Annotated in this window: 18 protein-coding genes; 8 read left to right on the top strand and 10 right to left on the bottom strand. The window is 70.9% G+C overall.

Annotated elements, in window-relative coordinates:
* The first annotated feature begins 258 nt into the window (after positions 1-258).
* On the top strand, positions 259-1977 hold the full coding sequence (argS, locus tag IW248_RS15705) for an arginine--tRNA ligase (RefSeq protein WP_196927609.1): 1719 nt from the start codon (positions 259-261) through the stop codon (positions 1975-1977).
* A gap of 21 nt (positions 1978-1998) precedes the next feature.
* Here argS and IW248_RS15700 read toward each other — a convergent pair whose 3' ends face one another.
* The 4 genes from IW248_RS15700 to IW248_RS33720 form a co-directional block, all read right to left on the bottom strand.
* Positions 1999-2340: an ArsR/SmtB family transcription factor gene (locus tag IW248_RS15700; protein WP_030333934.1), complete on the bottom strand. Its 342-nt coding sequence runs from the start codon at positions 2338-2340 to the stop codon at positions 1999-2001.
* Between the two features lie 201 nt (positions 2341-2541).
* The gene (locus tag IW248_RS15695; protein ID WP_196927608.1) at positions 2542-3735 is read right to left on the bottom strand and encodes an endo-1,4-beta-xylanase; all 1194 of its coding nucleotides are present in this window, start codon (positions 3733-3735) and stop codon (positions 2542-2544) included.
* Positions 3736-4070: 335 nt separating this feature from the next.
* Positions 4071-4901 carry a PIG-L family deacetylase gene (locus tag IW248_RS15690; RefSeq protein WP_196927607.1) on the bottom strand — a complete coding sequence of 277 codons (831 nt, stop codon included), beginning with the start codon at positions 4899-4901 and terminating at the stop codon, positions 4071-4073.
* 23 nt (positions 4902-4924) lie between these two features.
* Positions 4925-6295, bottom strand: coding sequence for a bacterial Ig-like domain-containing protein (locus IW248_RS33720; RefSeq protein ID WP_196927606.1), 1371 nt, complete (start codon positions 6293-6295; stop codon positions 4925-4927).
* Positions 6296-6456: 161 nt separating this feature from the next.
* Between IW248_RS33720 and IW248_RS15680 the strand changes: the two genes are divergently transcribed.
* A complete protein-coding gene (locus tag IW248_RS15680) occupies positions 6457-7362 on the top strand; it encodes an alpha/beta fold hydrolase (protein WP_196927605.1) in 906 nt (301 codons plus the stop codon).
* 16 nt (positions 7363-7378) lie between these two features.
* Here the strand turns inward: IW248_RS15680 and prfH are convergent, their stop codons facing one another.
* Both prfH and IW248_RS15670 read right to left on the bottom strand, forming a co-directional pair.
* Positions 7379-7996, bottom strand: coding sequence for a peptide chain release factor H (gene prfH / locus IW248_RS15675; RefSeq protein WP_196927604.1), 618 nt, complete (start codon positions 7994-7996; stop codon positions 7379-7381).
* Complete coding sequence (locus IW248_RS15670) at positions 7993-9171, bottom strand: RNA ligase RtcB family protein (protein WP_196927603.1); 1179 nt, start codon at positions 9169-9171, stop codon at positions 7993-7995. Before IW248_RS15670 ends, prfH begins: the two co-directional genes overlap by 4 nt.
* A gap of 171 nt (positions 9172-9342) precedes the next feature.
* Here IW248_RS15670 and IW248_RS15665 point away from each other — a divergent pair, with 171 nt between their 5' ends.
* Positions 9343-9873 (top strand): AAA family ATPase, encoded by a 531-nt coding sequence (locus IW248_RS15665; protein ID WP_196927602.1) that lies wholly within the window; start codon positions 9343-9345, stop codon positions 9871-9873.
* 48 nt (positions 9874-9921) lie between these two features.
* Here the strand turns inward: IW248_RS15665 and IW248_RS15660 are convergent, their stop codons facing one another.
* Both IW248_RS15660 and IW248_RS15655 read right to left on the bottom strand, forming a co-directional pair.
* The gene (locus tag IW248_RS15660) at positions 9922-11112 is read right to left on the bottom strand and encodes an ice-binding family protein (protein WP_196927601.1); all 1191 of its coding nucleotides are present in this window, start codon (positions 11110-11112) and stop codon (positions 9922-9924) included.
* 231 nt (positions 11113-11343) lie between these two features.
* On the bottom strand, positions 11344-12057 hold the full coding sequence (locus IW248_RS15655; RefSeq protein ID WP_196927600.1) for a class I SAM-dependent methyltransferase: 714 nt from the start codon (positions 12055-12057) through the stop codon (positions 11344-11346).
* A gap of 70 nt (positions 12058-12127) precedes the next feature.
* Here IW248_RS15655 and IW248_RS15650 point away from each other — a divergent pair, with 70 nt between their 5' ends.
* Positions 12128-12883, top strand: coding sequence for an SDR family oxidoreductase (locus IW248_RS15650; protein WP_196927599.1), 756 nt, complete (start codon positions 12128-12130; stop codon positions 12881-12883).
* An 8-nt stretch (positions 12884-12891) separates the two neighbouring features.
* On the opposite strand, the gene IW248_RS15645 is transcribed toward IW248_RS15650, so the two are convergent.
* Both IW248_RS15645 and IW248_RS15640 read right to left on the bottom strand, forming a co-directional pair.
* Entirely contained in the window at positions 12892-15120 is a 2229-nt protein-coding gene (locus IW248_RS15645; RefSeq protein ID WP_196927598.1) for a hypothetical protein, read from the bottom strand.
* 178 nt (positions 15121-15298) lie between these two features.
* Positions 15299-16240, bottom strand: a complete 942-nt coding sequence (locus tag IW248_RS15640) for an AraC family transcriptional regulator (protein ID WP_196927597.1) — start codon at positions 16238-16240, stop codon at positions 15299-15301.
* An 84-nt stretch (positions 16241-16324) separates the two neighbouring features.
* Between IW248_RS15640 and IW248_RS15635 the strand changes: the two genes are divergently transcribed.
* From IW248_RS15635 to IW248_RS15620, 4 genes are all read left to right on the top strand, one after another.
* On the top strand, positions 16325-17293 hold the full coding sequence (locus tag IW248_RS15635; protein ID WP_196927596.1) for an SDR family NAD(P)-dependent oxidoreductase: 969 nt from the start codon (positions 16325-16327) through the stop codon (positions 17291-17293).
* A 57-nt stretch (positions 17294-17350) separates the two neighbouring features.
* Positions 17351-18493 (top strand): FUSC family protein, encoded by a 1143-nt coding sequence (locus IW248_RS15630; RefSeq protein WP_196927595.1) that lies wholly within the window; start codon positions 17351-17353, stop codon positions 18491-18493.
* A gap of 91 nt (positions 18494-18584) precedes the next feature.
* Positions 18585-19109: a hypothetical protein gene (locus tag IW248_RS15625; RefSeq protein ID WP_124820266.1), complete on the top strand. Its 525-nt coding sequence runs from the start codon at positions 18585-18587 to the stop codon at positions 19107-19109.
* A gap of 73 nt (positions 19110-19182) precedes the next feature.
* On the top strand, positions 19183-20025 hold the full coding sequence (locus IW248_RS15620) for a DUF4097 family beta strand repeat-containing protein (RefSeq protein ID WP_196927594.1): 843 nt from the start codon (positions 19183-19185) through the stop codon (positions 20023-20025).
* Positions 20026-20047: the final 22 nt, after the last annotated feature.

Here is a 20047-nt window from a genome sequence, read left to right as displayed (position 1 = left end):
TGGATGTGTCGTCGCACCGGCCGGGCGGCTATGATGCCCCGCATGACCAGCGTAATCGCTCAGTGCACCACCGGACTGTCGTGTGACGTCCAGGTCGGTGCGGGGCGACGCCGGCGATCCGTCGCCCGCCCGCGCTGACCTGTTTCCTGCGACCGGCGGATCGAGCCGCCGGTCGTTCGCTGGTCGTCCTCGGTCCGCCCGCATCTCCCCGTCAACGGCTCGCGTGACAGCGCGAGTCCGAGCGAGATCGGCGTACTCATGGATCTTGAAAAGCTGTTGTCCGACCGGCTGGCACCGGCGTTCGCGGCGGTGGCCGGCGGTCCGGTCGACCCGCTCGTGCGGCGGTCTCCGCGTGCGGACTTCCAGTCCGACGCGGCGCTGGCGCTGGCCCGGCGGCTCGGTCGCCCGCCGCGGGACATCGCCGCCGCGGTGGTGGCGCACGCGGTGCTCGACGACGTCGGCGTGTCGGCGGAGGTCTCCGGGCCGGGTTTCCTCAACCTGACGGTCAGCGACCTCGCCCTGGCCGACCTGGTCACCGGGCTGGCGGGCGACGCCCGGCTCGGCGTGCCGCCGACGGCGACGCCGCAGACAGTTGTGGTCGACTACTCGGCGCCCAACGTGGCGAAGGAGATGCATGTCGGGCATCTCCGCTCCACAGTCATCGGCGACGCGGCGGTGCGGCTGCTGGACTGGCTGGGGCACCGGGTCGTGCGGGTCAACCACCTGGGTGACTGGGGGACACCGTTCGGCATGCTGATCGAGCATCTGGTCGACCTCGGTGAGGCCGAAGCCGCGCAGAACCTGTCGATGGGGGACCTGGACACCTTCTACCGGGAGGCCCGGGTGAAGTTCGACGCGGACGAGGCGTTCCGGGAACGGTCGCGGCTGCGGGTGGTCGCGTTGCAGGGCGGTGACGAGCGGACCCGGCGGCTGTGGCGGCTGCTGGTGACGCAGTCCGAGCGGTACTTCCTGACCGTGTACGACCTGCTCGACGTGACGTTGTCCGCTGACGACTTCCGGGGCGAGAGCGCCTACAACGACCTTCTCGCGGGCGTCGTCGACGACCTGGACCGGCTGGGGCTGCTGCTGCCCAGCGGTGGGGCCGACTGCGTGTTTCCGCACGGGTTCAGCGGCCGGGACGGCGAACCGTTGCCGCTGATCGTGCGCAAGAGCGACGGTGGGTACGGCTATCCGGCCACCGACCTGGCCGCGCTGCGGCAGCGCGTCGGCGAGCTGGGAGCAACCCGGCTGCTGTACGTCGTGGGCCTACCGCAGCGGCAACACTTCGCGATGGTGTTCGCCGTTGCCCAGGCGGCCGGTTGGCTCCGCCCGCCGGCCCAGGCCGAGCATCTGGGCTTCGGGTCCATCCTCGGCGCCGACGGGCGGATGCTGCGCAGCCGGGCCGGCGGGTCGGTGAAGCTGGTCGGGCTGCTGGAAGAGGCGGTCGCCCGCGCGACCGACCTGGCCCGGAGCAGGAACCCGGACCTGGACGCCGCGGCCGCCGACGAGATCGGCCGGGCGGTGGGCATCGGCGCGATCAAGTACGCCGACCTGTCCGTCGATCGGACCAAGGACTACGTCCTGGACTGGCAGCGGATGCTCGCGCTGGACGGCAACACCGCGCCCTACCTGCAGTACGCGTACGCCCGGACCCGGTCGGTGCTGCGGCGGGCCGGGACCGCCGCGCGGCCGGACGCGACAATTGTATTCGCGCAGCCGGAAGAGCGGGCGCTCGCGGTCGAGCTGCTCGGCTTCGCCCGGGTGGTAGGCGAGGTGGAGCGGAGTCTCGAGTTCCATCAGCTCGCCGGCTATCTGCACCGACTCGCGACCGCGTTCAACGCGTTCTACGAGCGCTGCCCGGTGTTGCGTGCTGCGGACGAGCTGCGGGAGAGCCGCCTGCTGCTGGCCGAGCTGACCGCCCGGACCCTGCGGCAGGGGCTGCACCTGCTCGGCATCCGCACGCTGGAGCGGATGTGACGAGCCAGCCTCCCGGCCCGGTCAGCGGGCCCTCTTCGTCGCCCGCTTCCTCGGCGGCGTCAACAGGTCGGCGATCTGCGCGATCGCGGCGGGCACCAGGCGGTAGTACGCCCAGACCCCGCGCTTGTCGCGTTCGAGGAGGCCGGCCTCGGTGAGGATCCGAAGGTGATGACTCACTGTCGGCTGGGAGAGATTGAGCGCCGAGGTGAGGTCACTAACGGACGCCTCACCTTCCGGCGCGGACTGGATCAGGCTGAGCAACCGGAGTCGCGCCGGATCGGCGAAGGCCTTCAGCACCCCCGCTAGCCGTTCGGCATCGGCCCGCTTGATGGGATCGCCGGTAAGCGGCGAGATCGCAGGCATGGCAGTTTTCGCAGTTCCCACGCCTGCCATAGTGACACCAACACCATCAATAAACCGGTAGAACCGGCACCAGCCGTCCGATGGCGTCCGGATGGCGGCACGGAACCACCGAACGTGAGTCGAACGTCGACGTCCGTGGCGGCCACAAGGGCCGTGTGGAGCTTCGGGAAGCTCCACACGGCCCTACGGCGAAAAGGTGCGTCAGCGGCGGGGTTTGGGTGCGATGCGGGGCAGGACGTACGGCGGCCCAGCGAAGATCAGGTCGGACTTCAACTCCTGGTACGCCCGCTTGGGCTGGTAGTTCTCGTCGTAGATGGTGGCCAGGCCCTCCGGCGGGTCGTCGAACCAGCCCGGCACCCACGAATGGTTGTCACTGAAACCCCAGACCGTGTACGACAGGCAGCTGCGCACGGCGAGGCACGCCTTCATCAGCACGCTGAAGTTGGCGGCCGACGCCTGTAGCCGAGGGTTGATCTCCTCCGAGTTGCCCGCCTGGACGCCCTCCGTCAGCTGGCTGCGGACGTCGACCTCGGTGAACGCGGTCGCGACGCCGAGCGAGGCGAACTTCTTCAGCGCGGCCGTCACCTGGAGGGTGTCGAAGTTGCCGTACTGGGTGCCCAGGTGGCCCTGGGAGCCGACGCCGTCGATCGGGACACCCTGGGCGCGCAGGCTCTTGGTCATGTCGTACACGAACTGGGTCTTGTCGTCCGCCGCGTTGCCCGAGCCGAACGCCTCGATGTTGTAGTCGTTGTAGAACAGCAGGGCCTTGGGGTCGGCGGCCCGCGCCCACCGGAACGCGTCGGCGATGTAGCCGGGCCCGAGGTTCTGCGCCCAGAAGCCCTTGTAGTGCAGTGTCGACGGGGTGTCCCACGGGTCGCTGACGGCTTCGTTGACCACGTCCCACTGCCAGATCTTGCCCTTGTAGCGGTTCACGACAGTGGTGATGTGCTTGCGCAGCAGCTCGCGCAACTCCTGCTTGCTGATGGAGCCGTCGGCGACGCCGCTGGTCAGCCAGGCGGGCAGCTGGTTGTGCCAGACCAGCACGTGGCCGCGCACGCTCTGCCGGTTGCGCTTGGCGAACTCGACGAACTGGTCGGCCGGCGCCCAGTTGTAGCTGCCGCGGGTGGGCTCCAGGCTCTCCCACTTCATCACGTTCTCGGCGGTGACCGAGGCGAATTCGGTGGAGGCCAGCTTGCGGTACTGCGGGTCGTCGGCGTCGTTGAGGGCATCCATGTTCACAGCGGTGCCGACGTGCAGGCCGTGGCGCAGGCCGAGGGTGCCGAGGCTCTGCGTCGTGGGGTCGTACGGCCGACTCGCGGTCGCCGGCACCGTGTTCAGCGTGGCGATGGTCGCGACGGCGACCAGGCCGGCGGTCGACCACTGTCTCAACTTCATGTGCCTTCCCTTCCAGACGCTCAATAGATAGATGTCGATCTAGGAGGTGAGGGTCCGGCGTTGGTCGGGTGACGCCGGTAGTTCCGGCCGGAAACCGGAAACTTGCTCGAAACGTTAAGCCGATCTATGTCTGGGCGTCAACGCTGAAAACTTCCGGAAATTCATCACATGACCTGCCCAGCCCTGAGCGGCCAGCGGTCGAAACTTTCGGCGGCCGCAGGCCGGCAACCGGCGGCCGTGCGGCCACGCGGCGCCCGGTGACGTCAGCGCGGCGCACGCCGCAGGCATCGTCGACGCGAGGGCCGACGATGCCTGGTGCCGCTGGGGGAGACCGGTCAGCGCAGACCGGCGAAGAGGTCGTCCTCGGGGATCGGCGCGCCGGTCCGGTCCCGGACCCGGAGGAAGGTCTCCATGCCCATCAGCTCGGTGAACCGCTCCTGGCCCAGTTGCAGGAAGAAGATGTTCTCGGTCTGACTGGCGTGAGTGGCCAGCGCGTCGAACTTCTGCGCGCCGTACTTGCTCGTGTCCACCCAGGTGGTGATCTCGTCGTCGGGAAGGCCGAGCTGCGGCCCCGGCTCATCCGCCGCGTCCGGCTCGGCCCACTCGACGCCGAGCTCCTTCATGATCCGACCGAACTGCTCGAACGCCGTACGCGGCACCGTGGTCCAGTAGACCTTCGCCGGGACGTCGGTCTGCTCGACGGCGGCCATGGTGATCCGGTGGGCCTGGATGTGGTCCGGGTGGCCGTAGAAACCGTTCTCGTCGTACGTGACGATCACGTCCGGCTGGTAGCGCCGAATCAGCTCCGCGAGCCGGGCCGCCGCGTCCGCCACCGGCGTCGTCCAGAACGCGCCGGGCAGGTCGTTTGTCGGCCAGCCCATCATCCCGGAGTCGGCGTAGCCGAGGGTCTCCAGGTGGGTGACGTTCAGAGTCGTGCAGCTGGCCTCCAACTCGGCCTGACGCATCGCCACGACGGCGGCCGGGTCGTGCCCCTCCTCGCCCGGCTTGACCCCACCCGGGCCATCCCCGCATCGCCCGTCGGTGCAGGTCACCAGCACGGTCGTTACCCCCTCGGCGGCGTAGCGGGCAAGAACACCACCGGTGCTCGTCGCCTCGTCGTCGGGGTGGGCGTGCACCGCCATCAGGGTCAGAGGTCGCTCAGCCATGCCATCACCCTACGGTCCTCCGGCTACGACCCCACGACCTCCACCGGGAACGAGGCGGTCCTCGTCATCCCGACCACCGAGTACGACACGATGACGGTCTGCGTACCTGCGGTGGTGGGGTCGTACCCCGAAACCGTGTACCCGCCGTGGCCGTGCGCCAGTACCTCGTCCCGCACCCCGTCGGTGTAGTCGGCCGTGACCACGAGACCCGTGCGGTCGAGGGGCTCGCCGACGGTGTACGTGGTCCTGGTCGGTGGCTTCCGCACCGCGACGCTCGTCGGGTCGGCGCCTCGCATCGCGGCATGCTCCGCCTGGGTGAGGGCGAAGACGGTCCCGTGGCGCAGCACGCCGTCCGCCAGGTCGTATGCGGGCTTCCGACTCCAGTCGATGGGCGTCCAGTCGCCCGACGCGAGGTCCGCGCTCCAGTACGGGTGCAACTGCTCCTCCAGGTGCTTACCGGAGGGCGACCCGGCCCAGATCTGGTCGGCCCAGAGGTAGTAGCCCGGTCCGCGTACGTCACCGGGGTTCGCCTCGACCACCATCGGCGCCTCGGCGTAGGTGGTGTTCATCGTCCGATGGGTGATGCAGCTCGCCACCAGTTCCCACTCCTCCGGCGGAGCGAGGATGGAGGGCGACCGCTCCTGATAGATGTCCTCCGAGCCGCACGACGGGACGTACGGTGTGACCCCGACGCCGGTGGACGTGCGGTCGCTGACGAAACGGTGGTACGACCCGTCGGTGTCGTCCCGGATGATCACCGCGTCCAGCGTCCCGTGGTGGGGGCGGTTGCTCATCACCCGCGCCGGCGTGAACGTCACGAAGTCCCGGGTGGTGCTGTAGAGGGTCTGGTTCCGGGTGAGCGGGAAGCGGCCACGCGGATCGGTGCGATCCGGTGTGTAGTACGTGCCGGGGGCGTACATCGACGAGGTCCAGTAGACGACGTAGGCGCCGATCGACTCGTCCCAGATGGCCTCCGGGGCGAACGCCATGCCTGCCTCTTCCGGGGCCACCAGCACGTGTCGCTGCTCGGACCAGGTCCGCAGGTCGGTGGACTCCCACACCTCGATGTGCCGACTCGCGCCGCTCTGCGCCCAGTCCCAGCCCTGCCACCCGTACGCCCGGCCATCGACGTTCAGATCGGTGGCGACGAGATAGAACCTGTCCCCCTTCGGGGAGCGGACGATGGACGGGTCGCGAAGGGCGTGCATGCCCTCGGCGGACCGGAGCACCGCCTGCCCGTCGTTGACGGCGGTCCAGCTGGTCGGATCGTTGCCGATGCTCGCCGCGAAATAGAGCTGCTGCCCCGCCTGGCTGTTGGACCGAGCAAAGTTGACCATGCCGTAGCGCGAGAACGGGGCCAGCGTGACCCTGGGGCGCTCCTCGGTCTGTGTCACCCGATCACCTTCCGCCACCCGGGGCTCGCCGGAGTTGGCATTTTACCCAGTTCGGCATCCGTCGAGCGGTCCTTGTGTGAACGGTGCTCAGGCTCCGGGCAGGTCGTTAGATTCGGGCGTGATCAGCAGATCCGAGCAGGTCCGGACGCGGGGAGAAGTCGATGGCACTGGCCGCTGGCGGGTTCACTGACCTGCGACAGGTCGAGGCCGGAGTCCTGAACGTCGGATACGTGGACGCCGGGCCGCCCGACGGGGACCCGGTGATCCTCCTGCACGGGTGGCCCTACGACATCCACAGCTTCGCCGACGTCGTACCGCTGCTCACCGCCGCCGGTCACCGGGTCGTCGTCCCGTACCTGCGGGGCTACGGCACGACCCGGTTCCTCTCCGACGACACGATGCGAAACGGCGAGCCGGCGGCCATGGGGCTCGACCTCATCGCCCTGATGGACGCCCTGAAGATCGACACCGCGAAGCTCGCCGGGTTCGACTGGGGCGCGCGGACCGCCGATGTCGTCGCCGCGTTGTGGCCCGAACGCTGCCGGGGGCTGGTCTCGGTGAGCGGCTACCTGATCGACGGCCAGAAGTCGGGCACTGTGCCGTTGCCGCCGAAGGCGGAGCTCGCGTGGTGGTACCAGTACTACTTCGCCACCGAGCGCGGTCGGGAAGGGTACGACAGGAACCGGCGCGACTTCGCCAAGCTGATCTGGCACACCGCGTCGCCCAGGTGGACGTTCGACGACGCGACGTTCGACCGCAGCGCGGCGGCGTTCGACAACCCCGACCACGTTGCCATCGTCATCCACAACTACCGCTGGCGGCTCGCCCTCGCCGACGGTGAGCCGCAGTACGACGAGATCGAGAAGCGCCTGGCCACGAAGCCGAAGATCACGGTGCCCAGCATCTCCCTGGAGGGCGATGCCAACGGCGCGCCGCACCTGGAGCCCAGCGTCTACGCCAAGCAGTTCGCCGGCCGGTACGAGCACCGGACCGTCGGGGGCGGCGTCGGGCACAACCTGCCGCAGGAAGCGCCGCAGGCCTTCGCGGACGCGGTGCTGGAGGTCTGAGTCGCCGGCCTCCCGATCACCGGGGCGTCGGACGTTCCACCCGCACCGGGTCGCCGCGAACCAGCCCGTCGTGGATGCGCCACCGGGCGGTGGTGACGGCACGCCGCGCCGCCTCGTCGCCCTGCTCGACGCGTTGGCGCAGCAGGTCCACGGCGATCCGGCGGTTGAGACTGAACTGCCGCTCCTCGTCCACCACGACCACCAGGCCCGAGGGGCGGTGCGTTGCGCGTACCGCCGTGCTGGCCTTGTTCCGGTGCTGACCACCCGGCCCACCGGTGCGGCAGGCGACGATGTCGACGTCCGCCTCGCGGAACGTCGTCGGCCGAGCGTCGCGTTCGGGCGGCTGGGCGGTGACGTACCAGTTCTTGCGGCCGGTGCCCGACCGGTACGGGCTGGGGGCCTGCCAGCACAGCGTTCCGGTCCACGAGGCCGCGAACGCCTCGGCGTCGACGCCGGAGATCCGGATCAGCATCGACCGGTAGGTGCCGGCGTGGTCACCGCGCACCGCCTGAACCTCCTGGATCGTCAGACCTCGGCGGGTGCCCTCGCCGCGCAGACGGTGCAGCAGCTGACTCAGCGCCCAGGCGCACTCCTGCGGCCCACGCCCGGCCGACAGCAGCAGGGACGCGCTCACGACCGGCCTCGGCGGCCGCGGTGGCCCCGCCGGTCCGGTCGTGCGACGGACCCGAGATCGGGCGTCTTGTAGGTGACCAGGGGAGTCGTGCTGACCACCGGCGTGGCCAGGTCGTGCTCGACCAGATCCGCGATCACCTGCTCGATACGCTTGTACGCAGTGGGCGCCTCCTCGAAGAGCAGCTGCCGGTCACCACACACCACAAGCGACCCCACCGGGGTACGGCGTAGCTCCTCGACAGTGTGCTTGGCCCGGCCTCGCCGCAGGGCGTCGGCGCGGGACATCTTGCGTCCGGCGCCATGGGCCACGGAGTGGTTGGCGTCCGGCCCTGCGTGCGCGGCCACCAGGTAGGACGCCGTTCCCCGGGTACCGGCGATCAGGACGTCGCGTCCATCGCCCGGCGCCGCGCCCTTGCGGTGCAGGTAGACCCCGTCCCGGACCTCGACCAGGTTGTGGCACTGGTCGACGATCGGCGCGGTGGGCTCGGCGCCCAGCGCGTACGCCACCCGCGTGGCCAGGACCCGGCGGTTGAGCGATCCCCAGCGCACCGCGTCGTCGTGCATGCTCAGGTAGGCGGCGGGGTCGGGAGCCGCCCCGGCGCCGTGGACCTCGGTGTGCGCCCGCAGGATCCGCTCGCCCAGACCACGGGAACCGCTGTGCACGATGAGCACGAGATCGCCCGCGTCGAGCCCGAGCCGACCCGCGTGACAGGCGTCGAGGATGGTGTCGACGCGGGCCAGCTCCACGAAGTGGTTGCCCCGGCCCACCGTCCCGAGACCGTCCAGGTGACCCGCCGGGACGTCACAGTCGACGGCGGCCCAGGCGGGGTCGTCGACGTCCCGTACCGGGTCGAGCGCCTGGTCGAGGTCGGGGAACCGGGTGGCGAGCCGTTCCGGCACGGCACGCTTGAGCTTGATCGGAAACACGGCGATGCCGCAGCCGATGTCGGAGCCCACCAGGAACGGGTACAGCACTGTCGACGCCATGGCCGCGCCGATCGGCGCGCCCTTGCCGGGATGCAGATCCGGCATCGCGGCGACGTGCAGCATGCCGTCCAGGGCGGCGACCTGTTGGCACTGCGCGAGCGCTTCGGACTCGATCCAGCTCGCGGGAGAGGCGAACACCGTGACGGTGGCCGGGGCGGACGGGGGCAGGGGGAGGTGGTGCTGGGACAAGGAGGCTCACTTCTCGCTGCGAACGTGGGAACGGACGGCGTCACGGCCCCGGGAGGCATCACCGGTGGCGCGGAGCAGGGGGTGGTGTCCGTCAGTACGTCATGGACGTCACTCTGGCCGAGGCGCGTCGGGCAGGACAACTGATTTTTCTTCGCGACGTACGCTGCCGCGATGAGCGCACCGCGCCGCATCCTGGTCTACGGGGTGTACGGCTCCGGCAAGTCCACCCTCGCGGCGCGGCTGGCCGAGCACCTCGGACTGCCCTGGTATCCGGTGGACGACCTGCTCTGGCAACCGGGCTGGGTCGAGGTGCCGGTCGCTGAGCAGCGCAGCCGGATCGAGGAGATCTGTCGACGGGACCGCTGGATCATCGACGGGGCGTACCACGGTTGGCGGGACGTCCCGATGGCCCGCGCCGACCTGGTCGTCGGCCTGGACTATCCACGGTGGCGCTCGTTCGGACGGTTGCTCCGCCGCACCGCCCGCCGGGTGGTCACCGGCGAGGTGATCTGCAACGGCAACCGCGAGTCGCTGGGCAGCGTGCTGTCCCCGGACTCGATTCTGGTGTGGCACGTCACCGCGTTCGGCCGGGCTCGACGGCGGATGCGGGCCTGGCGGGCGGACCCGTCCGCGCCGCCGGTGGTGTTACTGCGCTCCCCGGCGGACCTGGACGTCTGGCTGACCGGGCTGCCCCGCCGGTGAAGCCGTGGGGCGGTGGCCCGGCCGGCAGTGCGCCGGCCGGGCCGTCGATCAGGACTCCAGGCGTCGACGCCGCGCGAGGAGGAACGCGACCGCGCCGAGTACGACCATCGCGCTTCCGACGCCGGTCATGGTCGGGACCACACCGCCACCGGTCACCGGCAGGATGGGGTGCTTGCCGCCCGGACCACCGGGTCGACCAGGTGGTCCAGCGGGCCCGGACGGGCCAGGTGCTCCCGGGCTACCGGGTGCTCCGGGGCTACCGGGTGCGCCAGGCGCGCCAGGGCTACCGGGTGCTCCGGGGCTACCGGGTGCGCCAGGCGCGCCGGGACTACCGGGCGCGCCGGGACTGCCGGGCGCGCCGGGGCTACCGGGTGCTCCGGGGCTACCGGGTGCTCCGGGACTGCCGGGCGCTCCTGGACTACCGGGTGCGCCGGGGCTGCCGGGTGCGCCGGGGCTGCCGGACGGACCGGGCGGCCCGCTGGGTCCGGGCGGGCCGCTCGGCGCGGCGCAGACCGGTGCGCTGATGACGTTGGTGTCCAGGGTGACGGCCTCGGTGCGCGCCAGCGCGCGGCCCTGGAGGGTCGCGCCCGTGGCCAGCGTGATCGCGGCCTGAGCCATGATGGTGCCCACGAAGGTGGTGCCGGTGCCGATCGTCGCCGAGCTGCCGATCTTCCAGAACACGTTGCAGGCCGACGCCCCGTTGGTCAGGACGACGCTGCTGTTCGACGCCGTCGTCAACGCGGAGTCGACCTGGAAGATGAACACGGCCGACGGGTCGCCCTGGCCGTTGAGCGTCAACGCGCCGGTCAGCTGCGCGGCCCCGATCCGGTAGACCCCTTCGTTGAGCGTGTTGCCGCCCAGCTCCGCCGGGAGGTTGGTGAACGGAGTCCGGCCGGCGGCGTCGTTGAAGGCGATGGTCAGGTCGCTCTGGGCCTGGAGTGCCACGGCGTCGCCGAGGTGCACCTCGCCGCCGATGGTTGCCGTTCCGAAGCCGGAGGCGGTGTTTCCGGGGAACCGTCCGAGGCTCTGGGCCAGGAAGCTGGGGCCGGTGTTGGTGGGCTCCGCTCCGGCCAGGACGGAGAAGTCGGCCGCCGTCCCGAGGTTGACCGGTGCCTCCTGCGCGTTGGCGGCGGTCGAGCTGAAGAGCAGCAGGCTGGCTGCCACCGTGGCGGCTGCGCCAGCCGCGAGCGACGGCAGGACCACTCGCCGCCGTAGCCAATTCTTGGGTATAGCTGTCACAGAACACCCTCCGTGGGTACTACTCGCAGGAGACGGCCAGCGAGTGGCGCCCTGCGTGATACGGCCTGTATGGCGCCGATAAGCGCGCTGACCACCACATCACGTCAGGTGTTCAAATGAGGGCAAATTGGGACAATAGCTAAAGTGCATCTATCTGAATTGGAGCGACCTTCGCATTCTTGTTTGCTGTTCCCACGGCCGCCGGGGGCAAGCGGTCGAGCGAACCTCGGCCTAATCCCGGACCGCCTGGATAGGCCTGATCGCGCGGCCGAGGACGCAGGGGGAGGAGGGGCTGTTGCTGGTGGCCGGGAAACGGAACGTGCGCAGCGCCTCCACCTCGAAGCCGGCCGCGCCGATGGCGGCGACGGTGTCGCGATTGGTGTGGCAACCGGCGAACAGCTTCGGCCACAGTGTGGCGTCGACGAGTCGTTGGGCGCGGTGCAGACGTGTGGCCTCCTCGGCGGCCACGTGCTCGAAGAACCGCACCTGGCCCCCGGGGCGCAGCACCCGGCTGATCTCGGCCAACGCACTCGCCTGATCGGGCACGGTGCACAACACCAACGCGACCACGGCCACGTCGAACTCGCCGTCCCCGGCGGGCAGCGCCTCGGCCAGACCGTCGACGACAGTGACCGGTACCGGCGCGGTCGCCGCGGCGCGCTCGGCAGCGGCACGGAGACGCCGCTCCGGTTCGACCGCGAGGACCTGGGTCACCCCCGGTGGGTAATGGGGGAACATCCGTCCGTTGCCCGCACCGATCTCGATCACCCGGCCGGACAGGCCGGCGACCAACTCTCGCCGGAACGCCGCCGTGCCGGCGCGGTCCATGGCGACGCTGAGCCGCTCGTACAACCGGGCGTGCACGGGGTGGGACACCGTGGCCACGTCGACCTCCAGGGATGGTGTGTTCTGCCGAGAACTCTTTCTCCGGCGATTGTCCTGCATCCGCGCACGCTTTCCGTCTTACTGATTGGCAGCACGATCCAACCCAGTGCAGACAGGACGTGGTGCGAGCATGAAGATCGTCGTCATCGGGGGCAGCGGCCTCATCGGTTCCAAGCTCGTGGACCGCCTCGCCGGCCAGGGCCACGAGGCGGTGCCGGCATCGCCGAAGACCGGCGTGAACACCCTGACCGGCGAGGGAGTGGCCGATGTGCTCACCGGCGCCGAGGTAGTCGTCGACGTGTCGAACTCGCCGTCGTTCGAGGACGCCGCCGTGCTGGAGTTCTTCGAGACATCCACCCGGACGCTCCTCGCCGCCGCGTCGGACGCCGGGGTGGATCACTACGTGGCGCTCTCCATCGTGGGGTGCGACCGGATCCCGGACAGCGGGTACATGCGCGCGAAGGTCGCCCAGGAGAAGCTCATCGTCGCGTCCGGACTCCCGTACTCGGTGGTGCACGCCACCCAGTTCTTCGAGTTCCTCCAGGGCATCATCGACACCGCCACGGACGGCGACACCGTGCACCTCGCGCCGGTGCTCATTCAGCCGATGGCCGCGGACGACGTCGCGACCGCGGTGGCCGAGGTCGTGCTCGGCGCGCCGACGGACTCCGTGGTCGAGGTCGCCGGCCCGGAGCAGTTCCGCCTCGACGAGTTGGGCCGATCCCTCCTCGCCGACCAGCAGGACCGTCGTTCGGTGGTGGCCGACCCGGACGCCCGGTACTTCGGCGCCAAGCTGGGCGAACGCTCGCTCGTCCCGGCCGACGGTGCCCGCCTCGCCAGCACCGCCCTGGACGACTGGCGTGCCCGGGCGGGCCGGGGACACTGAGCGGCCCGCTACCCCGGCGTCCCGGGCGGCCCGGCCCGCCCACCGAGACGCTGCACCAACTCCCGTACCGCCTCGGTGAACGGCTCGTCGGACTCGCCCGGCCAGTGCCCGTGGATGGGTGGGGCGACGCTGTCCCCGGGGGGTGTCACCACGTCACCGGGGTCACGCTGTCGACGATCCACAGCGCCGGCCGGGTCACCGGTGGTGGCCGGCGCGGGTGCGGGACGCGGCGAGAAGATCCAGCCACCGATCGGGTCCGTGTCGCGCCACAGGTTCACCCAGCGCCAACCCACCCGACGGCCGATCTCGCGCAGTGCCGCGTCGTCGACGTAGGCGGGGAAGAGCCGGGCGTAGAGGCGGCGCAGCGGCGATCCGTGGGTGAGCAGGGCGACCCGGTCACCGACCTGCGGCGGCAGTTGGAGCACCGTGGCGGCGAGCAGAACCGAGCCGTGGCTGTGCCCGGTGAGCAGCACCGCGTCGCCGCGCTCGACGAGGTAGGTGATCCGGCGGGCCAGTTCCGGCACCGCCCGCTCCGAGTAGCAGGGCGGCGCGAACGGGTGGGCGGCCCGGGGCCAGAAGGTGCCGAGGTCCCAGAGGACACCGATGTGCCGGCGGTACGGCTCGGTCCGGTACGCGAAGATGCCGCCGATGATCAGAGCGAGGATGATCGCCGCGATCACCCAGCTACCGAACGCGATGGCGAACGTGATCGCGCCCGCCGGCAATCCGATGTTCCGCTCGAGGACGTCGCTCGGGACCTGCCCGAGCAGGCCGATGGTGGTGGTGGCCGTGCCGAGTCCGGCGAGGCAACCGTAGAGCACTGCCAACGGCACCAGCTTCTCGGTGAAGCGAGCCCGGGCTATCGCGTCTCGGACCTGCCGCAGCCGGGGGCCTGCCTCGGCCGGCGGGTCCGGGAAGTCGCGCGCGACTATCGCCGCCGCGGCCCGGCGTCGACTCCGGCGGGAGATCAGGATGACGAGGACGGCGATGATCGCGGTGACCAGCACCGCCCGGAAGAAGCCGAAGATCGCCCAGGTGTAGGCGCGGGGTGGGCCGGAGGCGATGCCCGCTCCGGTCGGTACGTCGCGGTCCAGGAAGTCCGCCACCCGGTAGACCAGTTCGGCGGAGTACGCCACCGCCATGCTGATCCCGGTGGCGGCGACAACGAGAGCGCCCAGTCCGAAGAGCGGGGCGCCGTGTTCCCGGCTCCGGTGCCAGAGCAGCACCACGCCGAGGGCGGCCAACAGCGTCGTCTGCGCCACGAACAGACCAGTCAGCGTCGAGTCGTAACCGGGGAGTTCCCGCTCCTCAGGCCAGGGTTGCGAGCTGGCCGACACGTGTGCCACGACGACCACGGTCAGGACGATGGCAGCGGTTCGGAGTGTGCGGGTGACCCGGTCGAGCCGCTGGTTGCCGGGGGCCCGGTCCATCAGCGGCGGTGTGCAGAGCAGCCCTACGCAGCCCGTCAGGATCACCCCCGTGATCGCCGCCAGCGCGATCGTGGCCGGCGAGGCGTCACTGGCACCCCGGGCCAGCAGCAGGACGAGATCCAGCGTCGCGAAGGCCGCGGCGACGTGGATGGCGCGCAACCGGCCCACCAGCGGCTCGGCGTCCCACTGGCCGACAGTGCCCAGCCGAGACGTGGAGCTGCCCTGATCGGGTGCCCGGAACGCCTCGAAGGTCCGCCCGGGACGGCAGCTGACCCGCCAGATCAGGCCGATCGCGGCGGCCGGGACCAGCGCGAGCACCGCCAGCCGCAGCCCGACCGGCCGTCCACCCAACCAGGACAACCAACTGCGCCCGGCCAGGCAGTCCGGCGAAGCCAGGCACTTCCAACCGACGAGGTCCAGGGCGACGCCGGCGATGGCGAGCACGTACAACACGGTGAGGGTGAGCGCCAGCAGCCGGCACAGGGACTTGACCGTCGCCTCGGAGCCGGGGTTCGCCGGGCGCATCCAGATCGCGACGTTGACAAGCATGAAGGGGAGCAGGAAGACCACCGCCAGGGTGCGGGCCACGGTCCCGGAGGGCAGGTCACCCCAGCGGTACGCCTCAACCGTCACCCCGTGCGTGCCGGTGCTGTCCGAGTTCCGGGGGCGCGGCCGGTAGAACCCGCCATTGCGGTCACCGGCGACCTGCCCGATCTGTTGCAGGTTCAGCACCTGTGCGGCGCTCGCGCCGGAGACTCCGTGCACCCGTAGCTCCACGACGTCACCGGAGTCGTCCGGCCCGCTCAACCGCGCTGATCCATTCGACGTCCCCCCGAGGCGTCTCGCAGCCTTGTCCCGCGACCCACCCGACGTCACCCGACGGGGCAACCGACCGCGGTGACGGCAGAGCCGGGTCTACCCGATCCGTTCGCCCTCAATCGCGGCTGGCCGGGGCGCTACCGCCCAGGTTGGGCCCGACCGTCGGTCACCGTCGGTCAGGTACGTCGTTCCGGCCCGCCTTCGCCAACTGGGTGCGGTAGGCGCGTGGCGACAGGCCGGTGGTGCGCTTGAAGGCCACGCTCAGCGCGCTCTCCGAGCCGTACCCGACAGCCTGGGCGATGGTGGCGACCGTGTCGGAGCCGCGCCGAAGGCGATCCGCCGCGAGCTCGATCCGCCACCCGGTCAGGTACTCCAGCGGACCCACCCCGACGACTTTCTTGAAGCGGGCCGCCAGCGTCGACCTGGCGACACTGGCCGCTCGGGCGACCTCGTCCACCGTCCAAGGGTGCGCGGGTCGCGCGTGCATCGCGCGTAGCGCGGGAGCGACCACCGGGTCGGTGAGACCGGCCAGCCACCCGGACGTGGGCTGTTCGGCGCGTGCCAGGTGCAGCCGCAGGACCCGGATCAGCAGGACGAGCGCCAGGTGCTCGGCGACGAGGTGGGAGCCGAGTCGCGTCGAGCGCAGTTCCGCGTCGATCTCGCCGAGGGCCCACTGGACGGTATCGGCCTCCGGGGTGTCGGCGGGCACGTGGATAACCGGCGGAAGGTTGTCCAACAGGAGGCTACGAGCCCGTCCGCCCAGGGCGAAGGCGCCGCCGATGAGGAACACGTCGTCACCGTCGCCGACGTGTGCCACGCCGTCGGCGGTGGCCGCGAAGATCGGGTACGCGGGCTCGACCGGCGCATCGGGGTCGCTGAAGAGGGTGTAGGCCGCCGGTCGGGTCAGCAGGAAGCAGTCCCCCGCACCGAGGTTGATGGGATCGGCGTGGCCCTCGACCAGCAGCGAGCATCGGCCGCGCCGGACGGCGTTGAACTTGGCCCCGGACGGAGGGTCGAAACCGACTGCCCAGCGCCCGCCCCCGACCAGGCCGGCGGAAACGTGGCTCGTCGCGCCGAGCAGGGCCAGGACGTCCTCCAGCGGATCCATCCTCACCTCCTCTGGACGCTCACGAAAGTATGAAGGACTCCAGGCTATAGGCAGTCCAAGTCGTGGGTTCGTAGCCTGGGTTTCATGACAGCGAACCCACGCCTCACCACCCCGTTCGGCGCCCGCACCACCGCCGCCGAGGTCCTCGATGGTGTCGACCTGACCGGGCGCCGAATGATCGTCACCGGGGGCGCCTCCGGCATCGGTGCCGAGACGGTACGCGCGCTGGCAGGGGCCGGTGCCGAGGTCACCATCGCGACCCGGAATCCCCGAGCGGCCGACGGGCTCGCCGAGGAGTTCGCCACGGTTGCCACCCGGGGTACGGTCCGGTCGTCCGCCCTCGATCTCGCCGACCTGGCGTCGGTAGACGCCTTCGTCGCGGCCTGGCAGGGCCCGCTCGACGTGCTGGTCGCCAACGCCGGAATCATGGCGATCCCGACCCGCCAGTTGACTGCCGAGGGCTGGGAACTCCAGCTCGCGACGAACCACCTCGGCCACTTCGCGCTGGCCCGAGGGCTGCACGACAACCTGCGGGCCGCCAAGGGCGCCCGGGTCGTGATGGTCAGCTCCGGGGCGCACCTGGCCACGCCCTTCGATTTCGACGACCCGCAGTTCGAGCGGCGCCCGTACGACCCGTGGTCGGCCTACGGCCAGTCGAAGACCGCGGAGGCCCTGCTCGCGGTCGGCATCACCCGCCAGTGGGCGAGCGACGGGATCACCGCGAACGCCCTCAACCCCGGGTACATCTTCACCAACCTCCAGCGCCACATCGATGACGACACGATGCGGGCGATGGGCGCGATGGACGAAGCGGGCAACCTCATCGAGGCGGAGTACTACAAGAAGCCCGCCCAGGGCGCGTCGACCACCGTGCTGCTCGCCGGTTCGCCCCTGCTCGACGGCGTCGGCGGCCGGTACTTCGACGACAACCAGGAGGCCGAGGTCGTTCCCGGTGGCCCCGATGCCACAGGTGGGGTCGCCGCTCATGCGCTGGACCCGGCTGCGGCCGACCGGCTCTGGGCGTACGCCGAGAGGGCGCTCACCTCGCGCTGAGCGCGGCCGGCCCGTGCCGGCGAGGATTGATCCGGTCGTGGCGGGGTAGGTGCCGCCATGGTCGCTGCCCGGCGCGGAGCGGACGCGGGCCCGTCGACCGTGCGGCTCTGGGACCGCGTGGTGGAAACGTTGCGCGAGCGGGGCCGCCGGGTACGGACCATCGGCGGCCTCGCCCTGCAGGCCGGCCTGGCCGCAGGGCTGTCCTGGTTCGTGGCGCACTCGCTGCTGCAGGTGTCGCAGCCGGTCTTCGCGCCGATCTCCGCCGTCTCGACGCTCGCCGCGTCCGTCGGCCAGCGGTTGCGTCGCACCGTCGAGCTGATCATCGGTGTCACCGTCGGGGTGTTGATCGGCGACCTGCTGCTGGTGGTGATCGGCATCGGGTGGTGGCAGCTCGCCCTGATCGTCGTCCTGGCGATCGTCGTCGCCCTCTTCCTCGTGGGCAGCGCGGCGGTGGTGGTCCAGGCCGGGGCGACGGCTGTGCTCATCGCCACGCTCAGCCCGGCCGTCCGTGATCTGGAGATCCCCCGGTTCGTGGACGCGCTCGTCGGGGGAGGGGTGGCGCTGCTGGTCACCGCCGTGTTGCTGCCGCTGAATCCGCTGCGGGTGCTCAACCGGGCCGCGCGGCCGGCGCTGGATCTGCTGGCGGCCCAGCTCGATGCCGCCGCCGAGGCGCTGACCGAGCGTGATGCCGATCGGGCCCGTACCGCCCGGGGTGAGCTGCGACAGAGCGCCGGCCGGTTGAAGGCGTTCGTCGAGGCGACCCAGGGTGCCCGGGAGGCGAGCACCCTGTCACCCGTGTACTGGCACCAACGCCACGGGCCGGTGGGCCGCTACGCGCAGGCGGCGGAGCCGATCGACCGGGCGATGCGCAACAGCGGCACCCTGATCCGACGGTCGGTGACGCTCATCGAGGACGGCGAGCCGGTGCCGGAGTCGTTGCCGACGGCGGTGGCCGATCTCGCCGAGGCCGTCCGCCTGCTCAAGCGGCAGTTCGCCGCGGGCGCTGAGCCGAATCGGGCGCGCGAGCAGGCACTGCGGGCGGTCCGGACGGCCGGGCACGCCTATCGGGACGGTGTCGGCTTCTCCGGTGCGGTCGTGGTCGCACAGGTCCGGACGACCGTCAGTGACCTCCTGGTCGCCTCCGGCCTGCGTCAAGAGGACGCGAATCACCTGGTCCGAAGGGTTTTCGGCGATCTTTGAGAGCCTGGTGACCCGCAGCGGAGCCAGGCGGCGGCACCTTCTTGAGCCATGACTGTTGCATCCTGAGCCAAAGTGGTGCCATGATGGTGCCATGGAGCTGAGGTCATACGTCGAGAACCTGCGTAACGAGTTCGCCGTGGCCGCGGAGGGCGTGGACCCGGAGGCCAGAGCGCTGGCCGAACGACTCTTCGCGCAGTTGGAGGCGGCCACCCGTCTCACGCTGCTGGAAGCGCTCTCCGACGCGGCCGACGAGATCACCCGTGACCTCGCGCCGGGTTCGGTGCACGTCCGGTTGCGCGGGCGCGAGCCCGACTTCGTGGTGACGCCGGCCAGCCCGCCGGTCGAGGTGACGAGCGAGCCCAGCGGCCCGCCACCGCTGTCGGTGCCGGTGTCCGCGCCCGACGGTGAGGAGGGCGGCACCTCGCGGATCAACCTGCGGCTTCCCGATCACCTGAAGGCCAGCGTCGAGGACGCCGCCGGCCGCGCCGGGCTCTCGGTCAATGCCTGGCTGGTGCGCGCTGTCGCCGGTGCCATCGGGGCAGGCGACACGCAGCGTCGTCCACCCCGCCGGGTGGAGCCGATCTCCGGCCAGCACTTCACCGGCTGGGCCCGCTAACTCCCCGTACCCCTTCCACCATCACGCCGCTGGCCAGCGGCGACCTTCGCCGACCACAGTTCGGGAGACCACCATGCCTGTTTTCGAGACGCCAGAACCGATTTCCGTCCAGATCGAGCTGCCGATCGGCGATGCCTGGATCGCCGCGAGCGACCGCACCGACACTGTGGTGACGGTGCGGCCCCGTGACCCGTCGAGCAAGGCCGACGTGAGCGCCGCCGAACAGAGCACCGTCGAGTTCGCCGCCGGGCGACTGGTGATCCGGGTGCCGAAGAGCTGGCGCCGCTACGGGTTCGGCCCCGGGCCGTCGGTCGACGTCCAGATCGAGGTGCCGACCGGGTCACGGGTATACGCCGAGGCGGAATGGGCGGCGTTCCGCTGCGAGGGTCGGCTCGGCGAGTGTCGGATCAAGACCGGCAGCGGCATCCGACTCGACGAGACCGGACCGTTGGAGATCGACAGTAGCCACGGCGAGGTGGCGGTCGAGCATGTGCTGGGCTCCGCCCGGGTGAAGGCCTCGTCCGGCAAGGTGCGCATCGGCGCTGTCGACGGCACCGCCGAGATCAAGAACTCGTCCGGCGACTGCTGGATCGGCCGCAGCGGTGGCGACGTCCGGATCAACACGGCCTACGGCGACATCACAGTGGACGCCTCACATGCCTCGGTGACGGCGCGCACCGCCTACGGCAACCTCCGGCTGGGTGAGGTCACCCGCGGCGCGGTCGACGCGCAGACCTCCTTCGGCGCGATCGAGGTCGGCATCCGTCGCGGTACCGCTGCCTGGCTCGACGTCAGTTCCAAGCACGGCCGCGTGCACAACGCGCTGGAGTCGACCGACAGCCCGGCCCAGACCGACGAGACGGTCGAGGTCCGGGCGAACACCTCCTACGGCGACATCATGATCCGCCGCGCCTGACCCACAGCCCCGCCGACCACAA

Origin of the sequence: Micromonospora ureilytica (assembly GCF_015751765.1) — a bacterium.
Taxonomy (GTDB): Bacteria; Actinomycetota; Actinomycetes; order Mycobacteriales; family Micromonosporaceae; genus Micromonospora; species Micromonospora ureilytica.
Note: the sequence above shows the minus strand (reverse complement) of the source record. Positions and strands in the feature narration are given on the sequence as shown.

Coding starts and splice junctions, on each gene's coding strand:
- argS (WP_196927609.1), top strand. CDS start 259: ATGGATCTTGAAAAGCTGTTGTCCGACCGGCTGGCACCGGCGTTCGCG.
- IW248_RS15700 (WP_030333934.1), bottom strand. CDS start 2,340: ATGCCTGCGATCTCGCCGCTTACCGGCGATCCCATCAAGCGGGCCGAT.
- IW248_RS15695 (WP_196927608.1), bottom strand. CDS start 3,735: ATGAAGTTGAGACAGTGGTCGACCGCCGGCCTGGTCGCCGTCGCGACC.
- IW248_RS15690 (WP_196927607.1), bottom strand. CDS start 4,901: ATGGCTGAGCGACCTCTGACCCTGATGGCGGTGCACGCCCACCCCGAC.
- IW248_RS15680 (WP_196927605.1), top strand. CDS start 6,457: ATGGCACTGGCCGCTGGCGGGTTCACTGACCTGCGACAGGTCGAGGCC.
- IW248_RS15665 (WP_196927602.1), top strand. CDS start 9,343: ATGAGCGCACCGCGCCGCATCCTGGTCTACGGGGTGTACGGCTCCGGC.
- IW248_RS15655 (WP_196927600.1), bottom strand. CDS start 12,057: ATGCAGGACAATCGCCGGAGAAAGAGTTCTCGGCAGAACACACCATCC.
- IW248_RS15650 (WP_196927599.1), top strand. CDS start 12,128: ATGAAGATCGTCGTCATCGGGGGCAGCGGCCTCATCGGTTCCAAGCTC.
- IW248_RS15640 (WP_196927597.1), bottom strand. CDS start 16,240: ATGGATCCGCTGGAGGACGTCCTGGCCCTGCTCGGCGCGACGAGCCAC.
- IW248_RS15635 (WP_196927596.1), top strand. CDS start 16,325: ATGACAGCGAACCCACGCCTCACCACCCCGTTCGGCGCCCGCACCACC.
- IW248_RS15630 (WP_196927595.1), top strand. CDS start 17,351: ATGGTCGCTGCCCGGCGCGGAGCGGACGCGGGCCCGTCGACCGTGCGG.
- IW248_RS15625 (WP_124820266.1), top strand. CDS start 18,585: ATGGAGCTGAGGTCATACGTCGAGAACCTGCGTAACGAGTTCGCCGTG.
- IW248_RS15620 (WP_196927594.1), top strand. CDS start 19,183: ATGCCTGTTTTCGAGACGCCAGAACCGATTTCCGTCCAGATCGAGCTG.